Genomic DNA, 21,464 nt, shown 5'->3' on the forward strand with positions numbered 1-21,464 from the left:
CCAATGAGCGAGGTCGTCTACAACCGGATCGCGATGCTGCGCGCGGAGCGGTCGATCTCGCGGCGGCAGCTGGCGGAGGCCCTCGGGGTGCACTACCAGACGATCGGCTACCTCGAGCGCGGCGAGTACAGCCCTTCGCTGTACCTGGCCCTGCGGATCGCGGAGTTCTTCGAGGTCTCCGTCGAGGTGCTGTTCTCGACGAAGCCGTTCCCCCGCCTCGGGGAGCGGTCCGCCTAGGGTTTGCGCAGGTCGGCGTCGGCCAGCGCGCGGACGACGGCGCCGCGGCGGGTCTCGCGGGTCGTCCGGTTCAGCTCGACGTGCAGGAACGGTGTCCCGTCGGCGGCCCGGCCCTGGACGTTCGTCGTCCCGGCCAGGCCGCGGCAGGGCTCGGCCCAGGCCCGGCGGACGCGGAACCCGGCGGCTTCCAGGCGGTCCGCTGCCCGGCGGGCCGCGTCGCCGGCCGGGGCGGCGCCCGCCGAGACGACGACGTCGGCCGCGGGCAGGGTGCGGTCGTTGAAGCCGTGCAGCTGGACCTGGGGCAGGCCGCGGCGGGCGAGCAGCGTGGTGACGACGTGGAAAACGGTCCGCGTGTCGTGCGCGGGGTCCTCCCGGCGGCGGTGCGCGCCCGCGACGGCCAGCACCGCGCCGGGGACCTGCCGGAAGAGCGCCAGGCCGATCAGGTCGGTCCGCAGGTCGGACGAGGGGTGCGGCACCTCGACGACCAGCGACGGCGGCGCGGACCGGTCGATCGCGTAGAGGCCCCAGGCCCGCTCGGAGCCGGCCTCGTGGACGGCGAGCGCGTCATCGTGGACGGAAAAGCCCAGCTCGTCCAGGGCGTGCGGGGCGCCGTCGAGGAACGCGGCGAACCCGGCTCCGGCGGCCGTCAGCTCGACGGGGGACGGGCCGCGGTAGGGCTGCCGCTCGGACTGCGCGGCCGTGAAGCTCCGGAGCAGGGATTCCAAGCCGCCAGGTTACCCAGCCCCGGCCAACGTCACCTTGACGCGCTCCGACCGGCACCGGAGAGTGGGTGCGATACCCACGCGTCGGCAGGTGGAGGAACCCGGTGAAAGTCCGGGGCGGTCCCGCCACTGTCACCGGAGACCGGGGTCCGATGCCGCCTCCGCGGGAGGGAGTGCGTCGGCCGGTCTCCGGGAGCCAGGAACTCCCGCCGGCGCGCCCGTCTACCCGGGGCGCGGACCCCGAGGAGGAACCTCGTGATCCTGCTTCTGTCCACTTCGGACACCGACCTGCTCAGCGCCCGCTCGTCCGGCGGTGAGTACCGGCTCGGCAACCCCGCCCGGCTCGACGTCGCCGAGCTGCCCGGGCTGCTCGACGGCGTCCGGATCGTCGTCGCGCGGATCCTCGGCACCCCGCGGAGCTGGCAGGACGGCCTCGACACGCTGCGGGCGTCGGGCGCGCACGTCGTCGTCCTGGGCGGGGAGCAGACGCCGGACGCCGAGCTGATGAAGCTGTCGACCGTCCCGGCCGGCATCGCCGCCGAGGCCCACGCCTACCTCGCGCAGGGCGGCCCGGCGAACCTCACCCAGCTGCACCGGTTCCTCTCCGACACGCTCCTGCTCACCGGCGACGGCTTCGAGCCGCCCGCGGAGCAACCCGCGTGGGGGATTCTCGAGCGGCCCGCTCCGGCGCCGGACGGCCCGGTGATCGGGATCCTGTACTACCGCGCGCACCACCTGTCCGGGAACACGGCGTTCGTGCACACCCTCGCCGACGAGATCGAGGCCGCGGGCGGGCGCGCGCTGGCGATCCACTGCGCGTCGCTGCGGACGCGCGAGCCGGCGATGATGGCCGAGCTGGCTTCCGTGGACGCCCTGCTGGTCACGGTGCTCGCGGCGGGCGGCACGCGGCCGTCCGAGGTGGGCGCCGGCGGCGACGACGAGGCCTGGGACGTCGCCGAGATGGCCGCGCTCGACGTCCCGATCCTGCAGGCGCTGTGCCTGACCAGCGACCGCGAGACCTGGGCGGCCAGCGACGACGGCCTCTCGCCGCTCGACGCCGGCAACCAGATGGCCGTGCCGGAGTTCGACGGACGGCTGATCACGGTGCCGTTCTCGTTCAAGGAGCTGGACGCCGACGGGCTGCCGCGGTACGTGCCGGACGCCGAGCGCGCGTCCCGCGTCGCCCGCATCGCGCTGGCGCACGCCCGGCTGCGCCACACCCCGGCGCCGGAACGCCGGATCGCGCTGATGCTGTCCGCGTACCCGACGAAGCACTCTCGCGTCGGCAACGCGGTCGGGCTGGACACGCCCGCCTCGGTGATCGAACTGCTGCGGCGGATGCGGGACCTCGGCTACGACCTGGGGCCCGACGCGTTCCCGGGCGTCGACCCGACGGGCACCGACCAGCCCGACGGGGACGCGCTGATCCACGCGCTGATCGCCGCCGGCGGCCAGGACCCGGAGTGGCTCACCGAGGAGCAGCTCGCCGGCAACCCGATCCGGGTCCCCGCCGCGCGCTACCGGCAGTGGTTCGACGCGCTCCCGGCCGAGCTGCGGTCGGCGGTGGAAGAACACTGGGGCCCGGCGCCGGGCGAGCTGTACGTCGACAACGGCGACATCGTGCTGGCGTCACTGCAGAGCGGCAACGTGATCATCATGATCCAGCCACCCCGCGGGTTCGGCGAAAACCCCGTCGCGATCTACCACAACCCGGACCTGCCGCCGAGCCACCACTACCTGGCCGCGTACCGGTGGCTGGAAGAGGAGTTCGGCGCGCACGCCGTCGTCCACCTGGGCAAGCACGGGTCGCTCGAGTGGCTGCCCGGCAAGACCGCGGGGCTCTCGGCGTCGTGCGCCCCGGACGCCGTCCTCGGGAACCTGCCGCTGGTGTACCCGTTCCTGATCAACGACCCGGGCGAGGGCGCGCAGGCGAAGCGGCGGGCGCACGCGACGATCGTCGACCACCTGATCCCGCCGATGGCGCGCGCGGAGTCCTACGGCGACATGGCGCGGCTGGAGCAGCTGCTCGACGAACACGCGAACATCGCGGCGATGGACCCGGCGAAGCTGCCGGCCGTGCGCCAGCAGATCTGGACGCTGATCCAGGCCGCGAAGCTGGACCACGACCTCGGCATCGACGAACGGCCGCACGACGCGGAGTTCGACGACTTCCTGCTGCACATCGACGGCTGGCTGTGCGAGGTCAAGGACGCGCAGATCCGCGACGGGCTGCACGTCCTGGGCGCGGCGCCGGTCGGCGAAGCCCGCGTCAACCTGGTGCTGGCGATGCTGCGCGCGTCCCAGATGTGGGGCGGCAAGCAGGGCGCGGTGCCGGGCCTGCGGTCGGCGCTGGGCCTCAAGGAAAACGCGCCGATGTCCGAAGTGGACGCGGTCGAGAAGACCGCGCACGAACTCGTCCGGACAATGGAGATGCGCTCGTGGGACCCGACGGCGGTCGCGTCGGTCGCGCCGGACGCCCAGGTGGCGCGGGTGCTTTCGTTCGCGGCGGAGGAAATCGTCCCGCGGCTGGCGGGGACGTCCGGCGAACTCGACGCCGTGCTGCACGCCCTGGACGGCGGCTACATCCCGGCCGGGCCGAGCGGGTCGCCGCTGCGCGGGCTGATCAACGTGCTGCCGACCGGGCGGAACTTCTACACCGTCGACCCGAAGGCGATCCCGAGCCGGCTCGCCTGGGAAACCGGGCAGGCGCTGGCGGATTCACTGCTGCGCCGCTACCGCGAAGACACCGGTGACTGGCCGCGCTCGGTCGGGCTCTCGGTGTGGGGCACGTCGGCGATGCGGACGTCCGGCGACGACGCGGCGGAAGTACTGGCGCTGCTGGGCGTCCAGCCGGTGTGGGACGAAGCTTCCCGGCGCGTCACCGGCATCGAAGCGATCCCCTTGGCGGAGCTGGGCCGTCCCCGGATCGACGTGACGGTCCGGATCAGCGGGTTCTTCCGGGACGCGTTCCCGCACGTGATCGCCATGATGGACGACGCGGTCCGGCTGGTGGCCTCGCTGGACGAACCTGATTCGGAGAACTTCGTCCGGGCGCACGTTTCCGCCGACTTGGCCGCGCACGGCGACGACCGCCGGGCGACGACGCGGATCTTCGGCTCGAAGCCGGGCGCGTACGGCGCGGGCCTGCTGCCGCTGATGGACAGCGGCAACTGGCGCGACGACAAGGACCTCGCGGAGGTGTACGCGGTGTGGGGCGGCTTCGCGTACGGCCGCGACCTGGACGGCCGCCCGGCGCGCGAGGACATGGAGAATTCGTACAAGCGCATCGTGGTGGCGGCGAAGAACACCGACACGCGCGAGCACGACATCGCCGACTCGGACGACTACTTCCAGTACCACGGCGGGATGATCGCGACGGTCCGCGCGCTGACGGGCACGGCTCCGGCGTCGTACGTGGGCGACAGCACCTCGCCGGACGCGGTCCGCACGCGCACGCTCGGCGAGGAGACGGCCCGGGTGTTCCGCGCCCGGGTGGTCAACCCGCGCTGGCTGGCGGCAATGCGCCGCCACGGCTACAAGGGCGCGTTCGAGCTGGCGGCGACGGTGGACTACCTGTTCGGCTTCGACGCCACGGCCGGCGTGGTCGGCGACTGGATGTACGAGAAGCTGACCGAGTCGTACGTGCTGGACGAGGTGAACCAGGAGTTCCTGCGCCAGGCCAACCCGTGGGCGTTGCGCGGGATCGTGGAGCGCCTGAACGAGGCGGCGGACCGCGGCCTGTGGGCGGAACCGGACCCGGACCTGCTGGCGAAGATGCGCGAGGTGTACCTGTCGCTGGAGGGTGATCTCGAGGCGGAGTGACCGGAAACGCCCGGGAAACGCGGGCCGGAGTTGGGTGGCGGTCATGATCACCGCCGCTCTCCCGAAGACCCGCTCCTGGGCGCTTCCGCTCGTCTGCCTCGGCGCCGCCGTCCTCTACGCCTGGAAGATCGGCGACGGCCAGCTCGGCAACACCTACTACTCCGCCGCCGTCAAGTCGATGACGAGCAGCTTCACGAACTTCCTCTTCGGCTCCTTCGACCCGTACGGCGTCGTGACGGTCGACAAGCCGCCGCTCTCGTTGTGGCCGCAGGCGATCTCCGTGCTGGTCTTCGGCTACCACGGCTGGGCGCTGCTGCTGCCCCAGGTCGTCGAAGGCGTCGCGGCGGTTTTCCTCCTGCACCGCACGGTCCGGCGGTGGGCCGGCGAGAACGTCGCCCTGCTGGCCGCGGCGATCTTCGCGCTCACGCCGGTGACCGTGATCATCAACCGCGACAACAACCCCGACACCCTGCTCGTCCTCTTCCTGGTCGCCGCCGCGTATGCCGTCACCCGCGCGGTCGAGGGACGGCGGAACTGGCTGTGGTGGTGCGCTTTCTTCGTCGGCTGCGGGTTCCTGACCAAGATGCTGCAGGCGTGGATCATCGTGCCCGCCCTGGTCGCCGCGTACTTCGCCGGGACGAGCGGGCCGCTCGGCCGCCGTCTGCTCGACGTGCTCGGTGCCGGGCTCGTGCTCGTCGTTTCCTCGTTCTGGTGGATCGCCTTGCACGACTGGTGGCCCGGCGCGAAACCGTACATGGGCGGCAGCGCGGACGGCAGCGCCTGGGACCTCGTCTTCGGCTACAACGGCTTCGGCCGCCTCTCCGGCGACGGCGAGAGCGGCGGCATGATGATCATGCGCAACGGGCAGCAGACGATGTCGTCCTTCGGCGGCGACCCCGGGCCGGGCCGGATGTTCAACGACCTCGTGGGCGGGCAGATCTCCTGGCTGCTGCCGCTCTGCCTGCTCGTGCTAATCGTCCTCGGCCGCCGGTGGCGTCAGCCCGGCTGGCTGCTCTGGGGCGGCTGGCTGCTCGTGACCACCGTCGTCTTCAGCTTCGCCGGCGGCATCTGGCACCCGTACTACACGACGGCGATGGCTCCGGCCGTCGCCGCGATCGCCGCCGCGGGGCTGGCGCTGCTGTGGCGGCACCACCGGCGGACGGTGCTCCCCGCGGCGATCGCGCTGAGCGCGGCCTGGGCGTTCGTGCTGGTTTCGCGCGACACGGCGTTCCACGGCTGGACGCGGTGGGCGGTGCTCGGCACAGCCGTCGCCGCCATCGCGGGGCTGCTGGTCAGCCGGAGCCGGCTCGCCCTCGCGGCGGGGCTGGTGCCGCTGCTGCTCACGCCGGCGGTCTGGTCGTACGCCGCCGCGCAGAGCACCTCCGCGGGGACGCTGCCCGCCGCCGGGCCCGCGCCGGGTGGCCCCGGTCCGCTCAGCCCCGGTCCGGGCGGGCCCGCGCCGAGGGCGTCCGCCGGCGGACCGCAACCGCGGCTGATGATCGCCGGGGGCGGTGACGGCACCGCCCGGCTGTCCGGCGAACAGCGGCGCATCCTCGATTACGCCCGCGAGCACGGCACCGAAATCACGCTGGCCGTGAACGCCGAAGCGAGCTCCGTCGCGCCGTTCCTCATCGACTCGGACGCGACCGTGATCGGCATGGGCGGCTTCGGCGGCCGCGACGACGCGCCGTCGGTCGGCCGGCTCGACCGCTGGCTCGCCGAGGGCAAGCTGCGGTTCGTGCTCGGCAGCGCGGGCACCACCCCGGGCCTGCCCGCGCGCGGCGCCGTCCAAGACCAGCGGCGGCGCTGGATCGAACAGCACTGCACGACCGTCGACCCCAGCGCGTACGGCGGCCGGTCCGGCGCCGCGCGGGACGGCGGCCCGGTGCGGATCGGCGGCGCGGACACGCTCTACCGATGCCGCTAACGGGGAGGAAACACCGCCGCGGCGATCATGGCGGCATGCGGGTCCTGGTGGTGGAGGACGAGCCGATGCTCGCGGATGCGATCGCGGAGTGGCTGCGCGACGAGGCCCACGCCGTCGACCTGGCCCACGACGGCGGCGCGGCGCTGGAACGGATCGCCGTGCACGACTACGACGTCGTTGTGCTCGACCGGGACCTGCCGGTCGTGCCGGGCGACGACGTCTGCCGCGCGCTGGTGGCGTCCGGCGCGGCGACGCGGGTGCTGATGCTCACGGCGGCCGCGGAAATCACCGACCGCGTGGCCGGGCTGTCCCTCGGCGCCGACGACTACCTGACCAAGCCGTTCGCCTTCCCCGAGCTGGCCGCGCGCATCCAGTCGCTGGGGCGGCGCTGCCGTCCGGCCGCGCCGCCGGTGCTGCACCGCTCCGGCGTCACGCTGGATCCGGCGCGGCACGAGGTGTTCCGCGACGGGCGGTACCTGTCACTGTCCAAAAAGGAGTTCGCCGTGCTGGCCGAGCTGCTGCGGGCCGACGGCGCGGCCGTCTCCGCGGAACACCTGCTGGAGAAGGCGTGGGACGAGCACGCGGACCCGTTCACCGGCGCGGTCCGGCTGACCATCCTCAAGCTGCGCCGCAAGCTCGGCGACCCGCCGCTGGTGGAAACGGTCACCGGGGTCGGCTACCGGTTTGCCTGAGGCGGCTCCGGTGAGCCTCCGGCTGCGGCTGACCGTGCTGTACAGCGGGCTGTTCCTGCTGGCCGGCGGGGTGCTGCTGGGCGTGACGTACCTGCTCTTCACGCGGCAGGTCGGGCGGCGGGTGACGATGCTCGTCGGCATCGCGCCGCCCGGCCTGCCCGCGCTGCCGTCGCTCGAATCGCTCGACGGGCAGGCACGGCAGGTCCGCGAGGCGGCGGCGACGTCCTTGCTGACGCAGGGTGCGATCGCGCTCGGCGCCGTGGCGGTGCTGGCGGCCGGCCTCGGCTGGCTGGTGGCGGGCCGCGCGCTGGCGCCGTTGCGCCAGGTGACGGACACCGCGCGCCGGATCGCGGCGGCGGCCGAGCCGGGCGGGCAGGAACGCATCGCGCTGCGCGGGCCGGAAGACGAGGTGAAGAGCCTCGCGGACGCCTTCGACGTCATGGTCGAGCGGCTCGACCGGTCCTTCGACGCGCAGCGCCGCTTCGTCGCGAACGCGTCGCACGAACTGCGCACCCCGCTGACGCTGAACCGCTCGCTGGTCGAGGTGGCGATGCACCGCCGCACCGCCTCCGACGACGTCCGGCAGCTCGGTGCGAAGCTGCTGCAGATCAACTCCCGGCACGAGAAGCTGATCACCGGCTTGCTGCTGCTGGCGAAGTCGGAAAGCGCGTTGACCGAACGGCGCCCGGTGGACCTGGCGGCCGTCGCTGCGCACGTGCTCCCGCCGGGTGTGTCGGAGGACCTCGGCGAAGCGGTGGCGCTGGGTGACGCGCTGATGCTGGAGCGGCTGGCGCACAACCTGGTGGAGAACGCCATCCGCCACAACGTCGAGGACGGCTGGGTACGGGTGACGACCCGGACCGTGCCGGGCGGTGCCGAGCTTTCCGTCGCCAACAGCGGACCGGTGATCCCGCCGGCGGAGGTACCGGCGCTGTTCGACCCGTTCCACCGCCGCGCGCGGGTGGCCGCCGACGGGGCGGGGCTGGGGTTGTCGATCGTGCGCTCGGTGGCGCACGCCCACGGCGGCGAGGTCACGGCGATGGCGCGACCGGAGGGCGGCTTGGTCGTGGTGGTGACGCTGCCCGCGGCTTGACCTGCCCTCTTTCGTCGGGCAAATATCGGATATTTCGGTGTTATTCGCCCGCCCGGCCGCGCTGTGTATTGACTTTGCCAATGGTCTAGTCCAATGATCTGTCCACCTCGATCCCCACCGGGAGGACAGCTCATGCGCAGGAGCAGACTGGCCGCCGCCGGGCTCGCCGCCGCCACCTTTGCCGCCACCGCCGTCAGCCTCGTGCTCGGCGCGCCGTCGGCGACCGCGGCGTTGAGCAGCAACTGGTACGCCGCGGCGCCGTACCTGATGCCCCAGAGCAACAACCCGCCCGATCCCGTGACCGTGATGAACGCGACCGGGCTCAAGGCGTTCCAGCTGGCGTTCATCCTCGCGCCGAACGGCGGTGGCTGCACCCCGACCTGGGACGGCACGTCGGCGGTCTCCTCCGACACCGCGGTCGCGGGCGTGATCTCGCGGATCCGCGGCGCGGGCGGCGACGTCTCGGTGTCCGTCGGCGGCTACGGCGGCACGAAGCTCGGCCAGACCTGCGGCACCGTGGCCGCGACGGCCGCCGCGTACCAGCAGGTCATCACGAAGTACTCGCTCAAGGCGATCGACTTCGACCTCGAAGAGCCCGAGTACGAGAACACCGCCGCGATCGCGAACGAGCTCGGCGCCGCGAAGACGTTGCAGGCCAACAACCCGGGCCTGTTCGTCTCGGTGACCATGCCGGGCACCGCGGCCGGCACCGGCTGGTTCGGCACGCAGCTGATCGACCAGGCGAAGTCGATCGGCTTCACGCCGAACAACTTCTCGATCATGCCGTTCGACGGCGGCTTCAACGGCGGTTCGTCGCAGGTGTCGGCGCTGGAGGCGCTGCACGGCCTGCTGATGTCGCACCTGGGCTGGGACAGCGCGACGGCGTACGCGCACGAGGGTTTCTCCGGCATGAACGGCAAATCGGACGCGGCGGAGATGTTCTACACCTCGGACTTCCAGACGGTGTACGACTACGCGACCAGCCACGGCCTCGGCCGCTTCACGTTCTGGTCGGTCAACCGGGACCGCGCCTGCGTCGGCACGACGGACAACGGCGTGTGCAGCAACGTGCCGCAGAACGACTGGGACTTCACGAAGTTCAGCGTCCGCTTCGCCGGCGCGACACCGCCGCAGACGACCCCACCGGTGACGACGACGCCGACCACACCGGGCGGCGGCTCCTGCACCGCGGCGGAGTGGGACCGGACGAAGGTCTACGTCAAGGACAACGCCGTCTCGCACAACAGTCACCGGTGGACGGCCAAGTGGTGGACACAGGGCGAAGAGCCCGGCACCACCGGTGAATGGGGCGTCTGGCAGGACAACGGCGCCTGTTAGTGGCCTAGAAGTCGAGGTGGGTGTTCTCGCGCTGGACCTCCGGGGCCAGCGCGGGCACCTCGACGACGTGCCGCCCGGCCTGCCGCAGCAGCTCGGTGCCCCGCGCGTCGACGAAGACCGGCGGCTCGCGCCAGGCGAACACGACGCGCGGGATCCCGGCGTCGAGCACGAGCTGGGTGCAGCTACGCGGGTGGGAACTGCGGTGGCTGCACGGTTCCAGCGAGCTGTACATGGTCGCGCCGGCCAGGCGCGGGTCGCCGGCGCACTTGGCGAGCGCGGCTTCTTCGGCGTGGTTGGCAGGGTCCCCTTCGCCGGAATGCCCGGTGGCGACGACTTCGCCGTCGGCGTCGGTGATCACGGCCCCGACCCGGAAGGTGTGGCTGGGCGGGCACTCGGCGGCGAGCGCGATGGCTTCCTTGAGCCGCTGGACGTCCCGGCCGGTCGGTTCGGCGGCGGCGCGGTACTCGAGGATGGCCATCCCCTGCAGTTCGTTCGCCCCGGTGAGGACCAGCGGCCGCGGGTAGCGCCCGGGCCCGACGAACCGCGGCGCGGCCGGCTGCCCGACGAAGAACGGTGCGATCGCGAGCCGCAGCTCGTCGGCGAGGCCTTCGGTGAGGAACCGCGTGTGGATCCCCCCGCCGCCTTCGACCAGCAGGTTTTTGATGCCGCGCGCGCCGAGGTCGTCGAGGACGCGGCCGAAGTCCGGCGGGTCCCCGGCGTCGACGACGGTGGCGACGCGCTTCAGCGCGTCCGCGGCACCGGGCGGCGCGTAGACGATCTTTTCGGTGTCCCCGACGGTGAAGAACTGCGCGTCCGGGTCGAGGCCGCGGGTGGTCACGGTGACCTTGACGGGTTGTTCGGGCTTCCCCCGCTCCAGCCGTTGCCGCCGCAGCTGCGGGGAGCGGACGAGCAGCCGCGGGTTGTCGGCCCGCACGGTCCCGGCCCCGACGAAGATGGCGTCGGCCTCGGCCCGCAACCGGTCGACGACCGCGAAGTCGTCCTCTGTGGACAGCACGAGCCGCTCGGGCGAGGTGTCGTCGAGGTAGCCGTCGAGCGACTGCGCGGCGGACAGCAGGACGTGCGGCCGGGAGATCACCCGGACCAGTATGCCGTAACGCCCGGGGTGCTCCCCGCGTCCTACGACGTATCCCTGTCGCGCTCATCCCCGGAGCTTTTGCACATGACAACGCGAGGCTGGTACCAGGAGCGGACGCTGACCACGGTCGGCCGTGCGGTGTCGGTGACGACCGGGCTCACCCGCGACCCCGAAGGCCGCCTGGTCGCGGCGATCGCCATCAGCGACGGACCGACCGCGATCTACCGCCACTCCGGCGACCCCGGCGAGCGGACCGAACTGGTCACCAACGCCGCGGACACCGTCAAGGAGCTCCGCAAGCTCGCCGACGTCCCGCCCACGCGCTGAGCCGGCCCCGCGTCACGCCTCGGCGGGCGCGGTCCCGGGTCAGGCGGGCAGGACCGCGTACTGGCGGACGTAGAGGTCCGTGTAGGTCACCGGCCCGCGGGGGCCGGGGACCTTGTCGAGGTTGATGCCGGTTTCCGGGACCGCGAGCAGCTTGAAGCCGTCGAGGAGGCGGGTCGGGGCGTTCCAGAAGACGCCCGTGCCGGTGTAGCCGTCGAAGAAGGCGTCGGCGGCCGACTCGTCCTCGGTGGCGATGCCCGCGGCCAGGCCGGAGGTCCGCTCGTTGGCGATTTCGACGGCGTCGGTGAGCGAGCCGACCTTGGCGACCGTGACGGTCGCTTCGCGGTCGGAGTCGAGCGCCCACTCGTAGCCGATGGGGTGCTCGTGCGGGGCCAGCGAAGGCGTGACCCCGCGCTCGGCGAGCGCGTCGGAGATCGCGGGCCAGGCGTCGTCGTGGATGTCCTCGTGGATGAGGAGCAGGTTCAGCCGGTTGCAGACGCCCAGCCGGTCGAGGCTGGCGTGGACGAGGTCCCGCGTCTTGGTGACGTCCGCTCCGCGGTCGACGTACAGGACACCGCCGCCATCGGCGTGGGCGAGCGTGCGCACGCCGTGGACCGCGGCCTCGGTGGCGAGGGCGCGGGTGCTGTCCCCGCTGCCGCGCAGGATCACCAGCGGCACGAGGCCGGGCAGCCGCACCAGCGCGGACGCGGCCTCGCGCTCCACCCGCGGCACGAGCTGGACGCAGTCCGCGTCGATGCCGGCCTCGGCCAGCGCCGGAGCGATGACGACCTCGCGCAGCCGCTGCGCCGAGCCGAGCGCGGCCGACCCGGTGCGCAGCACCCCGGCGTTGCGCGACTTGACCAGCTGCGACGCCACGTCGACGGTCACGTTCGGCCGAGCCTCGTAGTTCGCACCGATGACACCCACCGGACGCCGCCGTTCGACGAGCCGCAGCCCGCCGTCCAGGGTGGACACCTCGACCGAGCGCTCCTGGTGCGGAGCGCCGGCGAGCAGCCGCAGCTGTTCGGCCATGCCGGTGAGCCGCTCGGGGGTGATGGTGAGCCGGTCGAGCAGGCCGGCGCTCATCCCGTCGGCCTTCGCGCGCTCGACGTCGGCCTGGTTCGCCTCGAGGATCTCGTCACGGTGAGCGAGCAGCCGCTCGGCCATCCCGGTCAGCGCGGCATCAACGGCCTCGGCGCGCGCGGCAGCCAGCGACGGCGCGGCCAGCTTCGCCGCCCGTGCGCACTCTTCGACGGCCTTGGCGACCTCGTCCATCGTTCGTCTCCCTCCGCGCGGACCAGCGAGGGACCAGTTTGCCGCATGCTTCGCCAAGGGCGGCGACGGGCTCCACCACGGCGGACCGAGGATGCCGCCGACCGCGAGCAGCGCGGGGCACCCGGCGACGGCCGCCGGCCACCGCAAGCAGCGAGTCGCGGTCGCGAACGGCCGCCGGCCACCGCGAGCACCGACAGTGCCCGTCTACCGATGCCATCCCCGCGACCGGCGACCGCGAGCGACGCGCGCCGGCGGCCCACCCCGCCGAACAACGCCGCACCCCGCAGCGGCGACCACGCCGCACCGCCGATCCGCGAGCAGCGAGGGCGCGTACGCCACCGGGCAGCAGCCCGAGCCCGCCAGCCCACGCCACCGGCGCCCACGCCACCGGCGCCCACGCCACCGCTGAGCAGCCACGCCACCGGCCAGCCCCACGCCACCGGCCACCGACCCACGCCACCGCTGAGCAGCCACGCCGCCGGCCAGCCGCCCGCGGCCGGCTACGCGGCGACGGGCTCCAGCAGCCACAGCGCGCCGGCGAAGAGGCAGCTGATCGTCGCCACCGCGAAGACCAGGACCCACAGCACCGGCGGGACCGCCGTGAGGCGGCCCAGCTGGTCCGCGTCGGAGTCGCGGGCCTGGCCGCGGCGTCGCTTGATCTGCAGCTCGGCCACCGGGCGGACGCCGCCGACCAGGAGGAACCACGTCACCAGGTAGCTGAACGGGGCCTGGACCTCCACCGGCGCGACGAACGCGACCAGCGCGAGGACCGCCGCGCTGGCGACCACCGTGAACACCCCGTAGGCGTTGCGGACCATCACCAGCACGCCGAGCAGCAGCAGCGCGATCAGGACGAGCACCGTGCCGACCAGGTCGGCGCCCAGCAAGCTCGCGAACAGCAGCCCCAGCACCGACGGCGCCAGGTACCCGGCCATCGCGGTGAACGCCATGCCCGGCCCCTCGGGCTTGCCGCGCGAAACGGTGACGCCCGAGGTGTCCGAGTGCAGCTTGATGCCCTGCAGGCGCCGTCCGACGAGCACCGCGGCCAGCGCGTGGCCGGCCTCGTGCACCATCGTGACGACGTTGCGCGCCCGCCGCCACGGCGTCCCGCCGGCCAGCACGACCAGCAGCGCCACGCCGCCGGCGACCAGGGTGATCACCGCCGGGGCCTGGGCCTGTTCCAGCAGCGAACCGGCCGGCGGGGTGTCGGTGGCGGCAGCCGTGCGGAAAGCCGACAGGGCGTCACCGGCCGGGCCGCCGAGCGCAAGATGAACGGGCGAGCTCACCCGGACACCTCACCACAGGCGACATCTGGCTACGGTGAGTCCCCACCGATCGCCACATCGCGGCTTCCGGTATTGGGTCGTTGCGGTCTCCTTTCGGTCGGGGTGATCAGCACGTCTGCCGGGGTTGACCGGACGCGGCGGCCGATGGGTCGCCGAACGTCCACCGCACAGCCCCACCAAGCCGGATCCGGGCTCGGTGAGCCGCGCACACCACCGCCGGCACCGGGGCGAGCCGGCCGCCGCGGGGTCAGGTCATCGCGACTCCCTCATCCGGGCCTCGCCCTCGACCCGGAACAGGAACGACACCCAGCTCCGGAACGGCGCCCAGGCCTCCGCGATCTCCGCCAGCTCCGCGACTCCCGCGTCCGGGACGTGGTACGCCTCGCGCATGATCTCGTGGAGACGGGTTTCGCTGCGGGGGAAGACGTCCGGGTGGCCGGCGCCGCGGATCAGGATCAGCTCCGCGCTGAACCGGCCGATGCCGGGCAGCAGCTGCAGCTGTTTCAGCGCCTCCTCCGCCGGCATCGCCCGCAAGGTGGCCGCGTCCAGCATTCCCTCGGACGCCGCTTCGGCGATGCCGCGCAACCGCTGCATCTTCGGTCCCGCCAGCCCCGGCAAGTACTCCAGTTCCGCCAGGACGGCGGGCGCCGGGAACGACCTCAGCATGCTCCCGCCGACGTCGACCTCGACGCCGTGGCGCTCGGTCAGGCGGCGGCGCAGCCGGACCGCCTGCGTCATCCAGATCCGGTGGCTGAGCACCGCCCAGCACGCCGCCTCGTACGGCGACGCGAACAGGACCGGGCGCAGCCCCGGATGCAGTCCCTGCAGCAGCGCGACCAGCGGATCCCGGACACCGGCCGCCGCGAACGCCGTGCCGTCGACGTCCAGCGAACACATCCTCCTCGCCTGCGCCACCACCGCTTCGGTGTGCTCGGCCGGGCCGTGGACCTCGACCGCGACCTCGCCGGGCGATCTCTGCCGCAGCACCGCACCCACCGGTGTCCATTCCCGCTCGAGCGCGAAGGCCACCCGGAGCGCACCGGGTTCCGCTTCCGGCTGTCCGGCAGGCGCGAAGCCGGTCAGGAAGCGGGCCGCCGCGGCCAGGTCGAACGCGCCGCGGACCGCGATCTCGCCACAGGGCCGGGAAATCGTCGTCATCGTTCCTCCTCGGATCGGGATCTCGCCTGCGACGTTAGGAAGGGGCACCGACAATTCCGGGCGTCGAACGCCTGAGCCCGGATTTGTTCACTCGATCGAGTGGCGGAAACCTGGGCATACTGCCGGTATCCGCAATCCGGGAGGACCCGTGCCGACCAGCGCTTTCGACCGCCTCAAGCCCCTGCTCGGGACGCCGGCCGAGATCGAAGACGGTTACCTCGACCTGCTCGGCGCCGCGGACCAGGCCGGCCCGCCGACCGGGCTCACGCAGCGCCTCATGCGCACGACCGTGCTCCCCCGGGTCTACGAGCGGTATTGGCGCCCAGCTCTCGGCCGCGCGCTCAAGGGCCCGCTCGGGCCGGGCATGGCGGGCGAGATCCGGCTCGCCACGCAGCTCCTCGACCTGCAACCGGGGCACACGGTGCTCGACGTGGCCTGCGGAACCGGCCGGTTCACCCGCGCGTTCGGCGCGGCCGTCGGCCCGGACGGGCTCGCCGTCGGGCTCGACGGCGCCCGCACCATGCTCGCGAAAGCCGTCGCCGAGGGCGGCCCGGACACCGTCGTCTACTTGCGCGCGGACGCGGTGCACCTCCCCTTCAACGAGTCCACAATGGACGGCGTCTGCTGCTTCGCCGCGCTTCACATGTTCGCCGAGCCGGAGACCGCGCTGGACTCCTTCGCGCGCGTACTGAAGCCGGGCGGCCGGATCGTGCTGTTGACGAGTGCCCGCCGGGCCTGGCAGCCCGCGCGCCTGATCGAGTCGGCCGGCGGCATCGTGAGTGGGCAGAAGATGTTCGACCGCGGCGAAATCGCGGCGAGCCTGCGTGCCCGCGGCTTCACCGGAATCACCGAGCGGTACGCCGGTGTCACGCAGATCGTGGCGGGCCGGCTCGGCCGAGCGCCGCGGATTGTCGGGGGTGGCGGTTAGCATCGCCCCATGACCCACGCCGAACCCGTCCCGCCCGACGACAGCTACCTGCGTTCCCTGGTCGAGGCCACCGCCGACGCCGTCGCGGCTGCGGAACCGCCGGCTTCGCCGCACACCGGCGCGGACGAGGCGACGCGGGCCGAAGTGACCGCCGTGGTCGAGCGCGCCTCACCCGATCTGGTGGCGTTGAGCCAAGATCTGCACGCGCACCCCGAAGAGGGGTTCGCCGAACATCGGTCGGTGCGCGCCCTCGCCGACCTCTTGGCACGCCACGGCCACGAAGCCACCGTCGGCGTCGGCGGGCTCGACACCGCGCTGCGCGTCAGCACCCCGCAGCAGGAGGGCCCGCACATCGCCGTCCTCGCCGAGTACGACGCGCTGCCCGGGCTCGGTCACGCGTGCGGCCACAACGTCATCTGCACCACCGCCGCGGGCGGCTTCCTCGGCGCCGCGGCCGTCGCCGAACGCCTGGGCGGTCGCGTCAGCCTCATCGGCACGCCCGCCGAGGAAGGCGGAGGCGGCAAGGAGATCCTCGCGCGCGCCGGTGTGTTCGACGACGTCGACGCGGTGATCATGCTGCACCCGTTCAGCCACGACGTCGCGCTGCACCCGTTCCTCGGGCGCCGCCAGCTGGAGATGGTCTTCCACGGCGTCGGTGCCCACGCGAGCGCCCAGCCGTTCATGGGCCGCAACGCGCTCGACGCCGCCGTTGCCGCGTACCAAGGCGTCTCGGCGCTGCGCCAGCAGCTCCCGCAGAGCGATCGTGTCCACGGCGTGTTCACCGACGGCGGGGCCCGGCCCAACGTCATCCCGGCCCGCGCCGCGCTGCTGTTCTACCTCCGGTCCCAGAGCCCCGACACCCTGCGCGACCTCGCCGCCCGCATGACGTCGATCGCCGAAGGCGCCGCGGCGATGACCGGCTGCGGCGTCGAGCTGATCTGGGACGCCCAGGCGGCCTACCTGCCGATCCGGTTCAACACCGCGCTCGCCGCACGCTGGTCGGTCAACCAGGTGCTCACCGGCCGCAAACCGCTCCCGCCGGGGATCGTGCCGGAGTCGCTCACCGGCTCCACCGACCTCGGCAACATCTCCTATCGCGTGCCCGCCCTGCACCCGATGCTGGCGATCTCAGGCCCGACGGTTGCGTTGCACACCAAGGAGTTCGCGGCCGCAGCGGGATCGGCGACGGGTGACGCGGGAGTCCGTGACGGCGCGCTCGGCCTGGCCCTGACCGCCGCCGACTACCTGGGCGACGCCGAACTGCGGAAGGCAGTGCACAACGAGTTCGAAGCGGCGGGAGGAGCGCTGGACGTCCCGTCGTTCTTCGCCTGACGCCTGAGGAGCGGCTGAGTTTTCTCAGCTGATTCTTCTCAGCAAAGCCTGAGGTATTTCCACAGGCTGCTCACAAGCACGGGCGCGAACCTTGTGCCATGACCGAGAACGAGAGTCGGCCCGGCCCCGCCTCACCCGGTGGGCACCAGCCGCACCAGCACACCCAGCAGTACGGGCCGTACGCGCAGTACGCCTACCAGCAGCAGGCCGCGCCGAATCCGCTCTTCACCCCGCAGCCGCCGGATCCGCAGGCCCCCACGGCGCTGAAGACCAAGCCGCGCAAGGGCGGCCGCGTCGCGATGATCGTCAGCGCGACCGCGCTCGGCGCCGCGTTGGTCGGCGGCGTCGGCGGCGCGGCGATCGTCGGGCTGACGACGAACTCGGCGGACGGCGCGACGACGTCGCTCAGCACGCCGGCCGCGAACGGGCAGACGGTCTCGAATTCGACGTCCGGCGACGTCAGCGCCGTAGCGGCGAAGGTGACGCCGAGCGTGGTCCAGATCAACGTCACGACCGATCAGGGCGAGGCCATCGGCTCCGGCGTCATCCTCACTTCGGACGGCCGGATCCTGACCAACGCCCACGTCGTCGACGGCGCCCAGAACGTCGTCATCACCACGTCCGACGGCAAGAAGTACCAGGCCAGCGTGGTCGGCGCGGACACCAAGGCGGACATCGCGGTGGTCCAGGCCCAGAACGCCGCCGGCTTGGCGGCTGCGTCGCTGGGCGACTCGAGCAAGCTCGTCGTCGGCCAGGAAGTGGTCGCCATCGGCTCGCCGGGTGGCCTGCAGAACACCGTCACGACCGGCATCGTCAGCGCGCTGAACCGGAACCTGTCCGACATCGGGCAGGGCGAGCAGCAACAGCGCTCGCCGTTCAGCCGCACGTCGAACCAGAGCAGCGACTCGCCCAGCTACACCGCGATCCAGACCGACGCCGCGATCAACCAGGGCAACTCCGGCGGCGCGCTGGTCGACGCCCAGGGCAACGTGATCGGCATCAACTCGGCGCTCTACAGCCCCTCGGCTTCGGCCAACGGTTCGGCAGGCAGCGTCGGGATCGGCTTCGCCATCCCGATCAACGACGCCAAGAAGATCGTCGACCAGATCGTGAACAACTAGGACGCGGACGGGCCGTGGTCGGGGCGGTCCGTCCCCCCGCTTCGGGGAGCGGGAGATCACGCGAAGGCCGTTTCGAGAGTCGATCGGGGGCTCTCGAAACGGCCTTCGTGCTGCTCAGAGGGCGTAGGTAAGGGTGAAGAGGTGGTTCTTCTCCTCGTCGATCTCGATGCTCGCCGTCCCGGAGATCCCGGCCAGCTCGCCGAAGCCGGAGCCGGTGAGGATCTTCAGCGTGAGGCCGGAGTCGTCGGCCGAGTGGTGCAGGACGAAGCCGCCCTTACGGCCGTCGACCGAAACCTCGAGACGTTCGAAGGCCACGTACGCGCGCGAAGTGGCGTTGGACGCCGTCAGCATCTCGACGGTGCTGGTCCCCTCGACCGCGCCGGTGAACGTCTTGGCGATCGCCACCCGGGCGAACTCGTTGCCGGCTGCCTCGTCGGTCGCCTGCGGTTCCCACTTGTCGAGGACGAACGACGCGGTGGCAGTGCTGGTCATGGCTGATTTCCTTTCGAAGGTGCGTCCAGCCTGCCAGCGATACCTGACAGCTTGCGTCAGGTTTTGTCAGCGCTTGCGGTTGCCGAACAGCCCGCGCGTGATCTCCCGGCCCAGCGCGCTCGCCGCCGACCGCATGAACGACTTCACGGCCGGGTTCTTCATGGCGGACTCGAGGAACCCCGGCTCGTCCTTCTTGGACGCCGGAGCCGGCGCCTCGGGCGCAGGACCGGCGGCGACCTTCGCGGCCAGCTTCTCGTAGGCCGACTCCCGGTCGATCGGCTCGCCGTACTTCGTGTGCAAGTCCGACGAAGCGACCGAAGCGGCAACCGCCTCGTCGCCGATCGAGCCCATCTTCGAGCGCGGCGCCCGCAGCCGCGTCCACGCCACCGGCGTCGGCGCACCCCGTTCCGACAGCACCGTGACGACGGCCTCGCCGATGCCCAGCGACGTCAACGCCGTGTCGAGCTCGTAGAACTTCGTCTTCGGGTAGGTCTTCACCGTCTTGGCCAGCGCCTCCTGGTCGTCCGGGGTGAAGGCCCGCAGCGCGTGCTGGATCCGCGCGCCGAGCTGCGAGAGCACGGCGTTCGGGACGTCCGTGGGCAGCTGCGTGCAGAAGAACACGCCGACGCCCTTCGACCGGATCAGCTTCACGGTCTGTTCGATGCGCTCGAGGAACGCCTTCGACGCGTCGGCGAACAACAGGTGCGCCTCGTCGAAGAAGAACACGAGCTTCGGCTGGTCGAGGTCACCTTCCTCGGGCAGTTCCTCGAACAGCTCGGCCAGCAGCCACATCAGGAACGTCGAGAACAACGCCGGCTTCGCCTGGAGGTTGTCCAGCTCGAGCAGGGTGACGACGCCCTGGCCGCCGGCCTGCCGCATGAGGTCGTGCACGTCCAGCTCGGGCTCGCCGAAGAAGGCTTCGCCGCCTTGGGCCTCCAGATTGGACAGCGCGCGCAGGATCACCCCGGCCGTCGCGGCCGAGACCCCGCCGATGCCCTTGAGATCTTCCTTGCCTTCGTCGCCGGTCAGGTGCGTGATCACCGACCGGAGGTCCTTCGTGTCCAGCAACGCCAGGCCGCGCTGGTCCGCCCAGTGGAAGATCAGCCCGAGCGTCGACTCCTGCGTCTCGTTCAGTCCCAGCACCTTCGCCAGCAGCACCGGGCCGAAGCTGGTGATCGTCGCCCGGATCGGCGCCCCCTTCCCGCCGGTGCCCAGCGACAGGAACTGCACCGGGAACGCCGTGCCCGCCCAGTCGTCACCGAGCTCCTGCGACCGCTTCGCGACCTTGTCGTTCGCTTCGCCGGCCGCGGCCAAACCGGACAGATCACCCTTCGCGTCCGCGAGCACCACCGGCACCCCGGCCGCCGACAACTGCTCCGAGATCAGCTGCAACGTCTTCGTCTTGCCCGTTCCGGTCGCGCCCGCGACCAGCCCGTGCCGGTTCAGCGTCGCCAACGGCAGGCGCACGGCCGCCGCCGCGTCCACCTGCCCGTCGACCACCACCGCACCCAGCTCCAGTGCGGCACCCTCACTCGCATAACCAGCGGCGATCTCCCTCGCCGGCGACTCCTGCTCGGCCACTGCGCTCCCCGATCTGTGTCCTGCACCACACCGAACCCGGCTTGGCGAGCGTAACGCGCCGTACGCGCAGGTAACGCCTCTCTCATCCCCTTGTCGGGTTAGGGTCACCAGGTGACCGACCGCCTAGTCTGGATCGACTGCGAAATGACGGGGCTCGACCTCGGCAAGGACGCGTTGATCGAAATCGCCGCCCTCGTGACCGACGCAGAACTGAACGTGCTCGGCGAAGGCATCGACATCGTCATCCACGCCGACGAGGAAAAACTCGGCGGGATGCCCGAAATCGTCCGCGAGATGCACGCCCACTCCGGCCTCACCGAAGAGGTCCGCGCCTCCGCGGTGACCCTCGAAGAAGCCGAACGCCGCGTTCTCGACTACATCCGCGAGCACGTCCCCGAACCGGGCACCGCCCCCCTCGCCGGCAACTCCATCGGCACCGACCGCGGCTTCATCTCCCGCGACATGCCCGCGCTCGACGCCCACCTGCACTACCGCATGGTCGACGTCTCCTCCGTCAAGGAACTCGTCCGCCGCTGGTACCCCCGCATCTACTACGCCAAGCCGGAGAAGGGCCTCGCCCACCGCGCCCTCGCCGACATCCGCGAATCCATCGGCGAACTCGACTACTACCGGCGCGTCGCCTTCGTCCCCCAGCCCGGCCCCACCAGCGAAGAAGCCAAGGCCGCGGCCGCTGAAGTGCAGGAACAGCACCTGAGGTGACCCGGTGAAAAGCGGTCGAGGGCACCCGCTACGATTACTGCCAGCGAGGTGATCGCAAGCGGATCCCCTCGACGATGGTGGGCGTAGCTCAGCTGGTAGAGCACCTGGTTGTGGTCCAGGAGGTCGCGGGTTCGAAACCCGTCGCTCACCCCAATGGCCCCAGGCTGGTCGGTTGCTTCGCAACCTTTCCTCAGCCTGGGGTTTCGCCTTTTTGTGGGGGTCGAACCCCCACACCCCCGCCGGGGGCTCGCCCCCGGACCCCCATCCGTACCGCCGCCTGGCGATGTGAGCTCACGGGCGAATCGGGCCATCCGTGGCAA

General features: G+C 72.1%; 18 protein-coding genes, 1 tRNA gene and 1 riboswitch. Of the genes, 12 read left to right on the plus strand and 7 right to left on the minus strand.

Translation table 11 applies throughout. From position 1 onward, the window contains the following. Window positions 1-3: 3 nt before the first annotated feature. A complete protein-coding gene (locus Q5425_RS26300) occupies window positions 4-237 on the plus strand; it encodes a helix-turn-helix transcriptional regulator (protein WP_043784651.1) in 234 nt (77 codons plus the stop codon). Here Q5425_RS26300 and Q5425_RS26305 read toward each other — a convergent pair. After that, a complete protein-coding gene (locus Q5425_RS26305; protein WP_308674980.1) occupies window positions 234-962 on the minus strand; it encodes a hypothetical protein in 729 nt (242 codons plus the stop codon). The genes Q5425_RS26300 and Q5425_RS26305 overlap by 4 nt on opposite strands. Before the next feature lie 91 nt (window positions 963-1,053). Further along, a riboswitch (cobalamin riboswitch) is annotated at window positions 1,054-1,165 on the plus strand. Between the two features lie 49 nt (window positions 1,166-1,214). On the opposite strand from Q5425_RS26305, the gene cobN reads away from it, so the two are divergent. From cobN to Q5425_RS26330, 5 genes are all read left to right on the plus strand, one after another. Further along, window positions 1,215-4,781, plus strand: a complete 3,567-nt coding sequence (cobN, locus tag Q5425_RS26310; RefSeq protein ID WP_308674981.1) for a cobaltochelatase subunit CobN — start codon at window positions 1,215-1,217, stop codon at window positions 4,779-4,781. A 43-nt stretch (window positions 4,782-4,824) separates the two neighbouring features. Continuing rightward, window positions 4,825-6,708 carry a glycosyltransferase family 39 protein gene (locus Q5425_RS26315; RefSeq protein ID WP_308674982.1) on the plus strand — a complete coding sequence of 628 codons (1,884 nt, stop codon included), beginning with the start codon at window positions 4,825-4,827 and terminating at the stop codon, window positions 6,706-6,708. 35 nt (window positions 6,709-6,743) lie between these two features. Further along, window positions 6,744-7,400 (plus strand): response regulator transcription factor, encoded by a 657-nt coding sequence (locus tag Q5425_RS26320; protein WP_308674983.1) that lies wholly within the window; start codon window positions 6,744-6,746, stop codon window positions 7,398-7,400. A 10-nt stretch (window positions 7,401-7,410) separates the two neighbouring features. Next, entirely contained in the window at window positions 7,411-8,493 is a 1,083-nt protein-coding gene (locus tag Q5425_RS26325) for an ATP-binding protein (protein WP_308674984.1), read from the plus strand. Window positions 8,494-8,625: 132 nt separating this feature from the next. After that, window positions 8,626-9,831, plus strand: coding sequence for a chitinase (locus Q5425_RS26330; RefSeq protein ID WP_308674985.1), 1,206 nt, complete (start codon window positions 8,626-8,628; stop codon window positions 9,829-9,831). A 4-nt stretch (window positions 9,832-9,835) separates the two neighbouring features. Here the strand turns inward: Q5425_RS26330 and Q5425_RS26335 are convergent, their stop codons facing one another. Then, on the minus strand, window positions 9,836-10,927 hold the full coding sequence (locus Q5425_RS26335) for a dihydrofolate reductase family protein (RefSeq protein WP_308674986.1): 1,092 nt from the start codon (window positions 10,925-10,927) through the stop codon (window positions 9,836-9,838). 84 nt (window positions 10,928-11,011) lie between these two features. Here Q5425_RS26335 and Q5425_RS26340 point away from each other — a divergent pair, with 84 nt between their 5' ends. Continuing rightward, entirely contained in the window at window positions 11,012-11,254 is a 243-nt protein-coding gene (locus tag Q5425_RS26340) for a hypothetical protein (RefSeq protein WP_308674987.1), read from the plus strand. A 39-nt stretch (window positions 11,255-11,293) separates the two neighbouring features. Here the strand turns inward: Q5425_RS26340 and Q5425_RS26345 are convergent, their stop codons facing one another. The 3 genes from Q5425_RS26345 to Q5425_RS26355 all read right to left on the minus strand — a co-directional run bounded on the left by Q5425_RS26345 (window position 11,294) and on the right by Q5425_RS26355 (window position 14,970). Beyond that, window positions 11,294-12,526 (minus strand): aldehyde dehydrogenase family protein, encoded by a 1,233-nt coding sequence (locus tag Q5425_RS26345; RefSeq protein WP_308674988.1) that lies wholly within the window; start codon window positions 12,524-12,526, stop codon window positions 11,294-11,296. Between the two features lie 500 nt (window positions 12,527-13,026). Then, complete coding sequence (locus Q5425_RS26350) at window positions 13,027-13,812, minus strand: M50 family metallopeptidase (RefSeq protein ID WP_308674989.1); 786 nt, start codon at window positions 13,810-13,812, stop codon at window positions 13,027-13,029. Window positions 13,813-14,064: 252 nt separating this feature from the next. Next, window positions 14,065-14,970 carry a DNA-3-methyladenine glycosylase 2 family protein gene (locus tag Q5425_RS26355; protein ID WP_308674990.1) on the minus strand — a complete coding sequence of 302 codons (906 nt, stop codon included), beginning with the start codon at window positions 14,968-14,970 and terminating at the stop codon, window positions 14,065-14,067. A gap of 148 nt (window positions 14,971-15,118) precedes the next feature. Between Q5425_RS26355 and Q5425_RS26360 the strand changes: the two genes are divergently transcribed. The 3 genes from Q5425_RS26360 to Q5425_RS26370 all read left to right on the plus strand — a co-directional run bounded on the left by Q5425_RS26360 (window position 15,119) and on the right by Q5425_RS26370 (window position 18,351). After that, window positions 15,119-15,898 carry a methyltransferase domain-containing protein gene (locus tag Q5425_RS26360; RefSeq protein WP_308674991.1) on the plus strand — a complete coding sequence of 260 codons (780 nt, stop codon included), beginning with the start codon at window positions 15,119-15,121 and terminating at the stop codon, window positions 15,896-15,898. Between the two features lie 9 nt (window positions 15,899-15,907). After that, window positions 15,908-17,230, plus strand: a complete 1,323-nt coding sequence (locus Q5425_RS26365; RefSeq protein ID WP_308674992.1) for a M20 family metallopeptidase — start codon at window positions 15,908-15,910, stop codon at window positions 17,228-17,230. A 98-nt stretch (window positions 17,231-17,328) separates the two neighbouring features. Then, complete coding sequence (locus tag Q5425_RS26370; RefSeq protein ID WP_308674993.1) at window positions 17,329-18,351, plus strand: trypsin-like peptidase domain-containing protein; 1,023 nt, start codon at window positions 17,329-17,331, stop codon at window positions 18,349-18,351. 114 nt (window positions 18,352-18,465) lie between these two features. Here Q5425_RS26370 and Q5425_RS26375 read toward each other — a convergent pair whose 3' ends face one another. Further along, a complete protein-coding gene (locus Q5425_RS26375; protein WP_308674994.1) occupies window positions 18,466-18,843 on the minus strand; it encodes a DUF3224 domain-containing protein in 378 nt (125 codons plus the stop codon). Window positions 18,844-18,909: 66 nt separating this feature from the next. After that, the gene (locus Q5425_RS26380) at window positions 18,910-20,424 is read right to left on the minus strand and encodes a helicase HerA-like domain-containing protein (RefSeq protein ID WP_308674995.1); all 1,515 of its coding nucleotides are present in this window, start codon (window positions 20,422-20,424) and stop codon (window positions 18,910-18,912) included. A gap of 111 nt (window positions 20,425-20,535) precedes the next feature. Between Q5425_RS26380 and orn the strand changes: the two genes are divergently transcribed. After that, window positions 20,536-21,144: an oligoribonuclease gene (gene orn, locus Q5425_RS26385; RefSeq protein ID WP_308674996.1), complete on the plus strand. Its 609-nt coding sequence runs from the start codon at window positions 20,536-20,538 to the stop codon at window positions 21,142-21,144. A 77-nt stretch (window positions 21,145-21,221) separates the two neighbouring features. After that, a tRNA-His gene (locus Q5425_RS26390) sits at window positions 21,222-21,297 on the plus strand. The last annotated feature ends 167 nt before the right edge of the window (window positions 21,298-21,464 follow it).

The organism is Amycolatopsis sp. A133 (genome assembly GCF_031082405.1).
Lineage (GTDB): Bacteria > Actinomycetota > Actinomycetes > Mycobacteriales > Pseudonocardiaceae > Amycolatopsis.